General features: G+C 52.5%; 8 protein-coding genes and 1 pseudogene. 5 read left to right on the forward strand and 4 right to left on the reverse strand.

The window, feature by feature from the left end; all coding sequences use genetic code 11:
• The coding region (locus tag EXE45_RS12795) for a methyl-accepting chemotaxis protein (RefSeq protein ID WP_241989481.1) at positions 1 to 672 on the forward strand (672 nt) is incomplete at its 5' end.
• Positions 673 to 855: 183 nt separating this feature from the next.
• Here the strand turns inward: EXE45_RS12795 and EXE45_RS12800 are convergent.
• On the reverse strand, positions 856 to 1881 hold the full coding sequence (locus EXE45_RS12800; RefSeq protein WP_137694555.1) for a response regulator: 1026 nt from the start codon (positions 1879 to 1881) through the stop codon (positions 856 to 858).
• Between the two features lie 67 nt (positions 1882 to 1948).
• On the opposite strand from EXE45_RS12800, the gene EXE45_RS12805 reads away from it, so the two are divergent.
• Positions 1949 to 5389, forward strand: a complete 3441-nt coding sequence (locus tag EXE45_RS12805; protein ID WP_137694556.1) for a PAS domain S-box protein — start codon at positions 1949 to 1951, stop codon at positions 5387 to 5389.
• A gap of 208 nt (positions 5390 to 5597) precedes the next feature.
• Here EXE45_RS12805 and EXE45_RS12810 read toward each other — a convergent pair whose 3' ends face one another.
• The gene (locus EXE45_RS12810) at positions 5598 to 7304 is read right to left on the reverse strand and encodes a histidine kinase N-terminal 7TM domain-containing protein (protein WP_137694557.1); all 1707 of its coding nucleotides are present in this window, start codon (positions 7302 to 7304) and stop codon (positions 5598 to 5600) included.
• Positions 7305 to 7645: 341 nt separating this feature from the next.
• Positions 7646 to 9421 (reverse strand): PAS domain S-box protein, encoded by a 1776-nt coding sequence (locus tag EXE45_RS12815; protein ID WP_137694558.1) that lies wholly within the window; start codon positions 9419 to 9421, stop codon positions 7646 to 7648.
• Positions 9422 to 9655: 234 nt separating this feature from the next.
• On the opposite strand from EXE45_RS12815, the pseudogene EXE45_RS21350 reads away from it, so the two are divergent.
• Both EXE45_RS21350 and EXE45_RS12820 read left to right on the forward strand, forming a co-directional pair.
• Positions 9656 to 9781: pseudogene (locus EXE45_RS21350) on the forward strand (PAS domain-containing protein); the annotation flags it as partial.
• Positions 9782 to 9894: 113 nt separating this feature from the next.
• Positions 9895 to 10620 (forward strand): HAMP domain-containing sensor histidine kinase, encoded by a 726-nt coding sequence (locus EXE45_RS12820; protein WP_241989482.1) that lies wholly within the window; start codon positions 9895 to 9897, stop codon positions 10618 to 10620.
• Between the two features lie 220 nt (positions 10621 to 10840).
• Here the strand turns inward: EXE45_RS12820 and EXE45_RS12825 are convergent, their stop codons facing one another.
• On the reverse strand, positions 10841 to 11659 hold the full coding sequence (locus EXE45_RS12825; RefSeq protein WP_199233630.1) for a recombinase family protein: 819 nt from the start codon (positions 11657 to 11659) through the stop codon (positions 10841 to 10843).
• 177 nt (positions 11660 to 11836) lie between these two features.
• Between EXE45_RS12825 and EXE45_RS12830 the strand changes: the two genes are divergently transcribed.
• Positions 11837 to 12985, forward strand: coding sequence for a hypothetical protein (locus EXE45_RS12830; RefSeq protein WP_137694559.1), 1149 nt, complete (start codon positions 11837 to 11839; stop codon positions 12983 to 12985).
• Positions 12986 to 13211: the final 226 nt, after the last annotated feature.

Below are 13211 nucleotides of genomic sequence, written 5' to 3' on the forward strand. Positions count from 1 at the left end.
CCACCTTCAGAGCGACGCTATCCCGTCGCCTTCTGCGGATTCAACAGAGCAGAACAGACGAACCTGCTTGCGCTGAATGCCTCGATAGAAGCGGCTCGTGCCGGTGAGGCCGGGTCCGGGTTCGCTGTAGTGGCAGACGAAGTGAAAGAGCTTGCAGAGGAGACAGCGGAGGCGGTTGATGACGTCACCGAGCGGATTGAACGTGTACAGTCTACCTCTGGTGAAGCCGTTGGGGATATGGAGTTAATGCAGGAACAGGTTCGTTCGGGCGCAGACACGGTTGAGTCGGCTCTCGCTGTGCTCGATGAGATCACGACCACTGTCGAAGGCGTGAATGATGGTATTCAGGAGATTAGTGACGCAACAGACAGCCAAGCTGCCTCTACGGAGGAGGTCGTAAGCATCGTCGAGGAGGTCGCTCACGCGGCAAATGAGGTGAACAGCGAGTCGGATAATGTTTCCGCAGCAGCCGAAGAACAAACATCGTCGCTTGCGGAGGTCTCTCAGAATGCAGACAATCTCAAAGAACGAGCGGGGAAGCTTCAAGACCGGCTCAGCGGGTTCACTATTGATGCGGACCCTAACCGGGTTATCGATATAGCGGGTGAACATGCCGGAGCGCAGGCAGGTAGTTCGGTCAAGGTAGTAGGTGATGGTGGCAATACAGAGTGACAGTCATCTTGCTGGCTCTGTTGACATTCTAGTTTTCAAATATATAATATAATACAGCTCTTTACCCTCCGAGCACTAGATTCGAAATACGCTCTTCTGTAGGATATTGTTGATTACTCTATGGATCTACCCGGAACTCTTTCTTCCTCACCAGAAAAAATAGCAAGTCGATCGGACCGCCGGTCACCGAACAGCCTTCTTGATCCGTTCGATGAGAGTTTCGTACTGTTTCGGGCCGACGTCCTTCTCAACGTAGTCAGTCACGTCGTCGAGGATTGCCTGCTTGGCTACCTCCTCGCTGCCCCGTCCAGTGTACAAAATAAAGGGCAGCGCCGGATGGCGGTCTCGAACAGCGTTGAGAAACTCGATACCGTTCATACCCGGCATCTTGTAGTCGCTGACGATACAGTCGATTTGCTCGACGTGAGGGTGTTCAGAGAGACGTTCGAGCGCTGCCAGAGGGCTCGTCGCTTCGGTTATCGAGAGTCGGTCTGACTGTTCGCTCAAGAAGACGCGGGTCATCTCAAGGCTCTGTTCGTCATCGTCAACGAGTAGTAACTCGATGGGACCGTTCCCGTCCGACACCGACCCGAGCGCATCGACCGCGAGCAGGTCAGCGCGAAGGTACCGGCCAAAGAGGTTCAGTAGGCGAAACGATGGAAACTGGACGCTGATCCGTTCGGTCCGGTCCGGCGCGTTCAGGTACAAGACGACTACCGGTGCATCGGCTCCCGAGAGACTGAATCGAGCGATGTCGTCCCGGTCAACGGTGATCCGATCGCCGCCATCTGTCGGTTTGAGTCGTATCGCTGTGGCTGAGACGGCGAGTCGACAGGATCGTCTGTCGTCAGTTTGGTCGTCCGCGCGTCGGTGGGAGACAGACACCTGGACGTCGACGAGCAGTTGTTTGAAAAGCAGACGCTGGAACTTCACGAGCGTCGCAGCGTCGGCCCGCATGGCGAGCGTCTCGCGCCGGTTTCCGCTGTCGAACGCCAGCGTGACAGTCTCCGTCGAGTCGGCAGCGGCGGCCATCGAAACATCCCGTACAATATCGAAAACCTCATTCATGTCGACCCGGCGTGCTACTTCCCCGGCCTGGACGCGAATCTGTGTAGGCGTCACCGCGATACGCCCACGGCTCGGCGTACTGCTCGTTGACCGACTGAGGTCGACCATGGCGCCGAACTCGGCAGTGATCGAATCTGTCAACACTTGTTTATTGACAAAATCATGTATAAACCTTTGTCAATTTTCTATTTGAATAACACTTTGGACAATGGTATCGTCGATATCCAAGGCGTGGTATCGATGGTCAGGTTGGTCAAATATCTCGTGTGAAAACTACTTCCAAAACGATATATTACATAATAACAGTTTCAAGTACATGACTGAATCAACAGGAATCTCTATCCTCCATGTTGATGATGACTCCGCCTTCGCGGGTCTGACATCCGAGATGCTCTCAAAACAAGCGCCCCAATTCACTGTTGAGATAGTGATGAGCCCTAGCGAAGGGCTAGAGCGACTCGATACAACTGATTTTGACTGTATTGTGAGTGATTATCAAATGCCACATCAAGACGGCATCGAATTTCTTGATGCCGTACGTGAGGATTATCAGAACTTGCCGTTTATATTGTACACTGGCGAAGGGAGCGAAGCAGTCGCAAGCGATGCAATCGCTGCCGGCGTCACAGACTATCTTCAAAAGGGATCTGGAATGGGCCACTATGCTGTTCTTGCAAATAAGATTCGTAACGCGGTAGAGAGCTACCGGCAACGAGAGCGGTTACAAGCGAGTCATGACCGATTACGCCAGATTATTGATATGCTCCCACAGCTCGTTTTTGTTAAAAATGAAGTCGGCGAGTTCTTGTTGGCAAACAAGGCCACTGCCGACGCTTATGGGGCTACAGTTAGCGAACTTGAAGGGTCGACAGATGCCGATTTTGCTGATAATAAAATAGAGGTAGAACAGTTTCGCGCTGCCGATCGGACCGTTATTTCGTCCGGCGAACCAACACATATTCCTGAAGAGCAGCTGACGACCGCAGACGGTAACACGCGGGTCTTAGAGACAACAAAGATTCCGTATGACCCGGTTAAGACGGACGGCAAAGCCGTTCTCGGTGTCTCAACAGATATTACCGAGCGCAAGGAACGAGAAGCCGAACTTGAGAGACAGTCAGCTGCTATGGAAGCGGCTATGGACGGGATCTCGATCCTAAACGAGGATCTTGAATACACTTACATGAACCAAGCTCACGCCGATGTCTTTGATTATGACGCCGATGAGCTACTCGGTAGCAGCTGGCGGCGACTGTACGGCGACAACGAGACTGTTCGGATTGAGCAGGAGGTGTTCCCAGTACTCGAAAGCGAGGGTGAATGGCGGGGCGAGACTGTAGGCAAACGATGCGACGGGACCGAAGTCTACCAAGAAGTTGCACTCTCGTTGCTTGATGACGGCAACGTCATTTGTACGAATCAAAATATCACGAGTCGTAAAAAGCGCGAGCAGGAGCTAGAGCAGACTAATACCGTCCTCCGAACCATTGTCGAAAATCTTCCGGTGGGTGTGCTAGTCGAAGATGCCAAACGGGATGTACTAATGGCGAATGACCTGCTCGGAGAGACGCTTGGTGTGCCCGCAACTGGTGATCAACTGATTGGGCGTGACTGTGCTACAGCCGCTGAAGAGCTCAAGGAGCTATTTGTAGATCCTCAACAATTTATTGACGATGTCACCAACCGAATTGAACGCCGAGAACCGGTTCGCAATGAGGAGCTCACACTTGTAAACGGTCATGTGGTTGAGCGCGATTACGTTCCGTACACCCTGCCTGCGGGAGATGCACACTTGTGGCTGTACCGCGATATAACCGAACGTAAACAGAGAGAACAGGAGCTTAAACGGAGTCGCCAGTTCCTTCGAGACACACAAGAAGTCGCACACATTGGCGGCTGGGAGTTTGACTTACAGTCTGAGACACTGCGTTGGTCGGATGAAGTGTATCGTATCCACGGACTGAAACCGGATGCCGACGTGACGATTGAAGATGCCGTTGAGTTCTATCATCCGGATGATAGAGAAAAAGTGCGTGACGCGTTCGACCGGCTCACAACAGGAGGCGAACCGTACAATCTAGAGTTACGGATTGTCACAGGCGACGGCGGCACACGCTGGATCAGCACACTCGGAGAGCCAGTATCTGATGGTGACACAGTTGTTGCTGTCCAAGGAACGTTTCAAGACATCACCGAACGCAAAGCACGGGAAGAAGAGCTGAGGACGGTTCGTGACCAGTTTGAGCGATTCGCGGGCAATGTCCAAGATGCGTTTTTCTTGTTACCAGCCGATTATTCTGAAACCTCGTACGTGAACCCGGCAGTCAGGAGAATCTATGGGATTACACCCGAGGAGGCTTATGATGACCCGATGGCTTGGCTCCGACACGTCCATCCTGATGATAAGCATGAGTTACTCGAGCAGGTGGAGGCCCAGCGGTCCAAATCACCAGAGTGGCCAATTAAACAAGAATTCCGTGTTGACCATCCTGACCGCGGTATGCGCTGGGTACGGGCCAGTCTTGACGTGCTTGATGACGAGACTGGCAGCCCGTCACGTCTCGCCGGTATCACGACAGATATCACCGAACAGATAGAACGCGAACAGCAGTTGGCAGCACAAACTGAGGAACTAGAGCAGTTGGCGATCAAGTACGCATCGCAGTACCGAACGCTATTCGAGGAATCGCCAGTCATGACGGTTTTGACTCGATCAGAGGGTGGTCGACCGGTTATCGAGGACTGTAACGGTCAATTTGTGGACACACTTGGCTACGATGCGGATACAGTAATTGGGTGTGAACTCACGGAGTTTTATACATCTGAATCGGCGGACAAACTCCAATCAGGAGGGTATGCCCAGTCGCTTGCTGGAGAGTTCACTGATGAGAAGCGTGATTTAGTTGCTGCCGACGGTGAGATCACCGAGACAATTTTGCGCTCGGTACCTCGCCGTACAGTAGATGGAGACACCGTCGGGACAGTAGCGATGTATATTGATATCTCAGAACGTGAGTCGGTGAAACGCACAAACGAGCAACTTGAAGAGTTCGCAAGTGTTGTCTCACATGACCTACGGAACCCGCTCAACGTCGCTACTGGGCGGCTTGAATTATTATCGGATGAATGCGACAGCGAGCATATCAATGGACTAAAAAAAGCGCTCAAGCGGATGGAAGCGCTGATTGGTGACCTGCTAGCATTAGCTAGAGAAGGAAAAGCAGTGACCGACACTCAGGCGGTCAATCTTGCCGCGCTAACTAACGAATGCTGGGAGACTGTCAAGACAAATCAAGCAACATTAGTTGATAATACTGATGGGAATATACAAGCTGATAAGAGTCGCCTCAAGCAGGTGTTTGAGAATCTGTTTCGGAATGCAGTCGAACACGGTCAAACAGATGTGACGGTGACAGTTGGAGAGTTAGCCAATGGATTCTACATCGAGGACGATGGCCAAGGAATCTCCCCCGATGAGCGTGATGATGTCTTTGAGGCAGGCTATTCGCAATCAACAGACGGAACCGGGTTTGGATTAAGTATTGTCGGACAGATCATTACTGCTCATGACTGGCAAATTCATGTTACAGATGGGAGTGATGGTGGGGCACGCTTCGAAATCACGGATGTTGAATTCGTTGCGTCGTAATCTTCTCGATAGTTTTTGACCGGGGCCGTGGGCCAGAAGAGAAACCATATTGGACCACTCAATCACCAGAATGTAACGGTCTGCCACCCGTAGATCAATCTTTTTATTTGAGAGAATACCGCTGGTTACCACTCTGGGCATATTCACGTTGATAAGTGTCTGCCTGCCGGTACTGAGATTACTATTTACTTCCGTTAGTCGATATCAATTAGTTCTTCGAACACTGTCCTTTATTATCGGACCACATCTCAACGCCACAGATCTCGATCCGAACACCATCTCGATACGTCGAGTCGATGTCGACTGACCAGCCATGGCTTCTGGCGATCGTCTCCATTGTTGGGAACAACATTCCGGTTTCTGCGGATGGCGTTGCTTCACCGTAACGAAACACACCATCGAGAACCTCTGTTGGTATCGGATCGCTGTCTGTCGTGAATGTGACTGTGCCCTCGTCGGCACCTATTGTTAGTCTGTCCGCGCCGTACAAGTCAGCGAACTGAACAGCAGTTATGTAGAGTTCGGTGAACAGCGCACGATCTACTTCTACTGTCACATCTGTATTAATATCAACCAACAGTGTATCTGGATCGGTGTGGTTGTGTACAGCCTCAACTATCGTCGTTAGTGAGCATATCTCGGTCTCACCAATCCTATACTCACTTCGGGCCAGCCTTGCTAGATCAGTAACAATACGTTCCATCCGATCGTGTGCTTCCTCTATCGATTCAACAGCTTCACCACCAGATGTGGTAGTAACCGCTGCCCGTTGTGTTGAGATCTCTTCTAGGTACCCCCCAGCAATTGTGAGCGTATTCCGTAGCTCGTGTGTTATCGCGTTGGCAAAGTTGTCGAGTTGCTCATTTTTATACTCAAGTTGCTCATTTTTCCGTTTGAGCTCTCGGTGCTGCTGCTCGGCGCTGGTTACATCTGTACACACAATAGCCTGCCCAACGTCTGTATTGACCTGGGTTAGTGTTGTGTTAGTAACGTAAAAATACCGTACAGTTTCATCATTTTGACCGCAAATAGTCATAATATTGTCTTCACTGGCTGTAATTTGTTTTAATTCTGGCAAGGTTTCAGCCAGCGGTCTGCCTTTCACCTCGGCTAGCCCTGAGAATAACTCACTTGCCCGCTGATTATAATCACGGACATATCCGTCATCATCAGTCACGACAACTACTTCGTCAATATCATCGATGATCTGCGTACGCCAGAACCGTGGAGTGGCAGCGAACTCGTCGTCGACCACAAAAAGCACCCCAATAGCAAACACAGCGATTCCAAGTGGTTCGTAGTGAAGTGTGATGAGCCCGCTAGTATCTGTGAGACTGCTCACATAGAACACGATCGGTAACGCCGTTGTCGCGACAACTACACCTAACGAACGGACCTCAGACGTCGAATTGTCGAGCATCTCAAAAATAAGATAGAAACCGATTGACGCGAGCGCATATGAAAATCCAGTTACGATCCAGTGGATTGTATCGAGTCCAACCACCACATGTGCGAACGGTTGTGTCGTGGTGGTCGTGTCAAAGTACATCCCATGGATGGGATTTGTAAGTTTAATCAGAACAATACTAAGGTAGACACTAATCGATGTTTTGCGTATCCACGGCCGACGGTGGTAGTCGTGACCGGTGTATGCGGAACAAAAATATAGCCACGCTCCAACGGTTGCGAGTCCTACAACCAGTCCAACGAGATAGAAGGCTATCTGTCCAGTGGCTGAGAGAGGAGAGACGCGACCGATATGAGTGAGTGCCCAGATACCATTTAGGACTAGTAAAGCACTGAGACCGCGCTGTGTGTCAGCATCTGTGACCTGAGACACGCGTCGAACACTTAACAAGCAAGCTATCGCAGCGAGGCCGAATCCACCCACGTACACGAGCTGGATAGCCTCCATAATAACGAGAATGCGGTATGATGACAAATAATTACTGGTAATGTTGACATCCTCTTCCGGTGAACGGCGATATCAGGCTGGACTCCCAAGCGGATATGCCGGTTGAGGATCTTGGCTCTGTCGAAATATCCTTTATCACACATATTCATTTATGATCGCCAAGGATCCTACCGACTCAGTGGAATATTGGAATAGTCATGCGAGATATAGGACACATGTTTCGCACAGAAGTTGTTCAAACAGCCAGCTGGTTGGATCGCTCAGTACAGGGACAACAGGTACCGCCAGTGGTGTGAACGTGTCTAAAACCAATCACAAGTGGTGTATAAGACTCAGCGATTCTATTTAGCACTGAATTCAACGCCGGTAATTTCGAAGCGCGCACCCCCGCCAGACCCCTCAGCTAATTGAATCTCCCAGCCGTGCGCATCGACAATATCTTCGACGATATTGAGGCCGAATCCTGTACCGTCGTCTGTAGTTGAGTACCCCGCGTCGAACACGTTGTTGCACTCATCGGTGGGGATCCCCGAACCGTCGTCTTCAATATAGAATCCGTTTGGGAGGGCCCCCACGGTGACAGTTACGTCGCCGCCACCGTGTTCGATGGCGTTGCGATACAGGTTTTCTAAGAGCTGTTGAAGACGGCTTTGGTCAGCACGAATTGTCTGATCAATTTCAACCATGATCGCTGCCTCGCCGGTCGAGACATTTTGCCAGCAATTCTTGGTTAGCGTTCCGAACTCAACGGCTTCGATGTCGTCCACTCGGTTCCCTTCCCGTGCCAGCGTCAACAGATCATCAATTAGTGCTTGGCTCCGCTCCAGTGCGCTCTCAACATCGTCGAGATGCTCGCTGTCGCACTCCGCTTGCGCCAGTTCGACTCGCCCCTCCGCAACGTTTAGTGGATTTCGAAGATCGTGGCTAACGACACTAGCGAACTTTTCGAGACGGGCGTTTTGTCGTCCGAGTTCCCGTTCGCGTTCTTCGCGCTCCGTGATATCTCGGAGTGTCCCGACTGACCCCTCGAAGTGCTCCCCTTCATACGGAAGGACACTCATATGATCTTCACAGATGATTGACTCGCCATCACGCGGTTGTAATGTCACCTCAAACGTAGCTGACTCTGGACCTTCACTCGACAGCAACTGTCCTAAGTAGTGTTCCGCCCGTTTGACGCTATCCTCGTCTTTGATGAGTGATGGCCTGCGTCCGAGGATTGTGTCCCGCTCGTACCCGACCAACTCAATGAGCTCGTCATTGACGTAAGTAAACCGCCCTTCCTCGTCGACGACATACACTCCATCGGTCACTGAATCGATGATCGTCTCGTACTCTTGTAATTCTGCTCGGCGCTGTTCGCGTTCAGTAACGTCTTGAAACTGCGAGAAGATTGTGACGACCTCGCCGTTTTCATCAGTTACAACCCGGTTATGCCACTCACAGATGATTCGCTGACCGTCCTTCCGGACGTTCTTGTTGAAACTGTGGTTGCCGCCCTCGGCTTCGAGGAGGTCTGAGACCACTTCTTCGACCGGATCCTGATCGGACTCAGGGACGATCTTCTCCCAAGACTTTCCTTTGAGTTCGGTCTCATTGTAGCCGAGAATGTCCTCGGCGGTATCGTTTAGTCGGACGAAATCAAAATTCTCGTCCCATTCGACGACTCCCATCGGGGATTCCTCGAAAAACAGGTTAAGCCGTTTCTCTCTGTCCTCCAGTTCAGCCTGGGTCCGATACTTTTCGACGGCGTTTCTGATGCGGTTTGCGAGCACGAGGTACTGGCCCGTACCGCTCTCTTTTTGAAGATAGTCTGTGACGCCAACCGAGATCGCATCACTAGCAACCGCTTCACTCCCCTTACCTGTATAGAGAATGAATGGTATGTCCCCGTGTTCTTCGCGGACAGTTTCGAGGAGCTCAATGCCATTTTGTCCTGGCATATCGTAGTCAGAAACTACACAGTCGAAGTCGTTCGCAGTAAGTCGATCCAGCCCTTTGCTGGCTCTCGTTGCGGTTTCAACGGTGAACCGATCGTCTTGATGTTCCAGCATATCGGTGGCTAACTCCGCGAAACCGGGCTCGTCGTCTATGTGGAGAACGTGAATACCGTTCATTCAGTTCACGATTACATTGGTTAGGGGCCTGAACATTATAACATTATGGACTTTTTCAGACAGGGCAGTACGAAGAGATGTCGGTCAGATCAGATGGGACCGTTCAGGGCAGGTAAAGCGCTCATCAGTCGGTTCGGACCTAGCAAAGAGTAAGTAACCAGCCGACAGAGAGTACGGCATATGAGCGACGGCGACTCGAAATCGGATGATCTCTCCTCCGAGTTTTTCCAGCAGATGGTCGAGGCAGTCGGCGTCGGCGTCGGGATATACGGACAAGACGGTCGGTATATCTACGTGAACGACTCTTACGCTGAGCTGTTCTCAGTCACGCCGGCCGATCTAGTCGGAGTAGCGATTTGGGAGGTCGCACCCGAGGTCGACCCCGACACGTTCGACGCGTACTGGAGCTCATTCGCTGACGTGACACACGGCAGGCGGAGACTGTCCATGAGTACAGTGGGAACCGCGTGTCCGTGGCGACGGTCACGACGCAGCGAACGATTGACGGGGCGCCGTACCACTTTGGGACGATCAAAGACATTACTGAACGCAAGGCGCAGGAGCGTGAAATTCAACAGCAGAACGAACGTCTGGAGAATTTCGCCGGGCTCGTCTCACACGACCTTCGGAATCCGCTCAACGTCGCGCAGGGCTATGTCGATATACTACAGGCAGACATCGACCGCGATGAGCTAACTCTCGTTGACAACGCGCTTGAACGGATGGATTCGCTGGTGTCTGAGCTGTTACAGCTCGCACGGACGAACACACCGGTCGGGGAGACAGACCCAGTGTCGTTGTTCGACACCGTGACGAAAGCCTGGGACTCAGTCGCAACGATCGACGCTGACCTGCGGTTGGCAGGCTCCGGTACCCAGATACTTGCGGATGAGTCCCGATTACGAGAATTGTTCGAGAACTTATTCCGAAATGCTATCGAACACGCCGGGGCAGACGTAGAGGTAACCGTCGAAGCACAGTCGGACGGCTTCTCAGTCGCCGATGATGGACCTGGAATTCCACCCGAAGAGCGTGATCGAGTTTTTGAGACCGGGTTCACGACGAACCCGGACGGGACGGGATTTGGGTTGAATATCGTCCAGCAGATTGTTACCGGCCACGATTGGGAGATACAGGTTACGGAGAGTATCTCGGGGGGCGCACGATTTGCGATTACCGGCGTCAAGACGGTGGATTAGTACGTGGTAGTACTACATGCGCGACTCGCCTCTTTCACCGTGTTCGGAACGGGATCCGAATCGCCAGAGTTCAGTACGGTCAATTCGCAGGCACATTTTATCAGCTGATTTGGCTGTTAATTCTCGAAGTGAATATCGTAGCGACTCTTTTATCACACCCCCGCCGCAATTACAATATGACACGCACGCGCGGTTCAGGGTAAAGGGGATAGGGTGTATGTCAGGCGTCAATATCGGTGGCCTGCTCTAACCGCTCAACACGTTCGCGCAGCTCTTCGAGGTTGGGATCCTCGGCACGCGCATCCTGTAGCGGGCGGACGTCGGTGAGCGCCTCGTTGACGCGGTCGTCTTCAGCTTCTCCGCCGAGGTAGAGGTCGCGCCGATCTTGGTGGAGACTCCGGAGCGTCGACTCGGCGATGCCGGTGTCGCCGGCAACAGTCGCGAACGACTCACCGCAATCGACACGAGCCAGGGCCTCGCGGACGTGTAGGAACTCGGCCGGATCAACGCGGAGGTAGCTATCCTCGACGACGAACCCCGCAGGCGGTCTCCCAGTCCACTTTCCGGCGGACTGTGCGGCGTGGACGCCCGACCGTATCCGCTGGAGTTTTTGTTGGTGTTCTATCTGGGCGAGGTCGCCCATCAACCGAGCGACCATGCTGTATATCGTCTGCTGGAGTTCGCCGTCGTCGACATGAATCTTCAGTCCGACGTCGAGGGCTTCGACGCCGGTGTCGTGTTCCAAACAGTGCTGGATGAATTCGTGAATCTCAGTCGGGCCGAGGCGAGAGAGCCGGCTGATCTCGTGAACGACCACGAGATCGAACTCTCCACTCTCGATATCGTCGAGGAGTCGGTTGTAGACCTCGCGAGTGTCGGTGTCGGCGGCACCGGAGACGATCTCTGGATACTCCTCGATGTCTTCCACACCGAGACGTTCCAAATGCTCGTGCGCCTCGTCGAGCTGGCGAGACACGTCCTGATCCGATGTCGAAACTCGGGCGTAGATTGCTGCGTCTGAGGGTCCGTTTTCGCTCACGTTTTCGAGGACGTGCTATTGTATTAAACAAGTGGGGGTTACTGCGGTTTTGTGTATAGCACTACCTTTTGAGACGCTCTTTGACTGGTTTTCGCTCCTCGAAAGCCATGACACCGAATGTTCGTACTGGGCCTCATCGTCGTGGCCTACAAGTAGTGACAGGATAACTCGAAGGAAATGACATCAGGTAATTCCTCCCGCCGCCCGGTGACCGGCAAAAACACCGAGTGGATGATACCTTCAGACCAGATGATCATCCGGCGCTACAAACCCCTCCGACATTTCGCTGACACACTCGAAAACGGGTTCCGAGCCGGCCAAGCCGAGGGATACGAAGAACGCGAGGGCCAGGCCTCTGAACCAGCTCGTGATCACGAGAGGCAGCGTTCGGAGCGAACCGAATCGATGATTCTCAAAAATGGCGAGGAGATGGATCTTGCCAGCGGAATGGAACAGGCGGGTGAAGCGGCGCGTGAGAATTACTACGCGAGCTGTTGGCGGCTCGGGACGGATGAGGACCCAGAGATCTGGGAGACGTACGCAGGTGGTCGAGGAGTAGCGATCGAGACCACGTACCGACAGATAGAGGAATTCATCGCGCCTGATCAAGAGGATTTGTATATGGGAATCGTCCGGTACTTAGATTACGAGGAGGAATTTACGCCGACCGGGATCCCATACGTCCTGTACTTCTACAAACATCGAACGTTCGACAGCGAGCAAGAGTTTCGGGTGCTCACAAACCGGGGCGGCAACCCGATAATCCGGACGGACGGCCAAGAGATGCCACCCGAGAGCAGGCCGGACAATCCGTCTCACGTCAACCTGTCTGCCGATATGGATACGCTGATCAATCGCGTCATCCTTTCGCCGGGAGCTGATGATGAGCTCCGGGCAGAGGTCGAGGAGACATTGAATGAGCACGGTGTGTCGGCACCGGTGGTGCCGTCTCGACTGGATGATCCGGCACCGCATCACGAGACGTATGATACTGAACTTGGTGGGGCGGCTAACTACGAGGCCAGCAAAGAGTACCTAGACGACTTGGTTGACCGTTTTGTTGAGGAGACGGACTGGGAGGTCTGGAATACTGTGGACGTCATCCAGCTGAATCAGCGTGAAAAGCTACATCCACGCACGGTCTTTGTTGAGTGTTTCCGGTACGTGGATGATCCGCCGGATCGGTCGGAGTACGGCCAAGAGCATCTGAACTACGAGGTCCGTGCGCATCGGGTCGTTGACGGTGAGTACCAAGACACGTTTCTAAATGATCCTGCGGAAGAAACAGATGAGGAATTGGCTGAGGCGGATAATCCGTCTGAGTGACCTGCGGGACGGGTTCTACTTGAATCGAGAGGGTTGGACCTCCGAGCGTTCGGAGCTATGACTGTTTGGTGGAAATAATCAATTAGCATCGGCAAGATTGTTGTAGGAAAATTCTGTTTCTACTGCTTGAATGAGTAAGTGGATACTTCTCATAGGACATATCCACGCTCTATATTCATATTGTTGAGAACACAGAGTCGTTCTTCAAGCAATTACAAGTAGATTA

It is taken from the genome of Halorubrum sp. SP9 (genome assembly GCF_005435015.1).
GTDB classification, from domain to species: Archaea; Halobacteriota; Halobacteria; order Halobacteriales; family Haloferacaceae; genus Halorubrum; species Halorubrum sodomense.

Excerpts from the sequence above, each read along its gene's own strand:
- EXE45_RS12815 (WP_137694558.1), bottom strand. The coding sequence starts at position 9,421 with ATGAACGGTATTCACGTTCTCCACATAGACGACGAGCCCGGTTTCGCG.
- EXE45_RS12805 (WP_137694556.1), top strand. The coding sequence starts at position 1,949 with ATGGTATCGTCGATATCCAAGGCGTGGTATCGATGGTCAGGTTGGTCA.
- EXE45_RS12810 (WP_137694557.1), bottom strand. The coding sequence starts at position 7,304 with ATGGAGGCTATCCAGCTCGTGTACGTGGGTGGATTCGGCCTCGCTGCG.
- EXE45_RS12830 (WP_137694559.1), top strand. The coding sequence starts at position 11,837 with ATGACATCAGGTAATTCCTCCCGCCGCCCGGTGACCGGCAAAAACACC.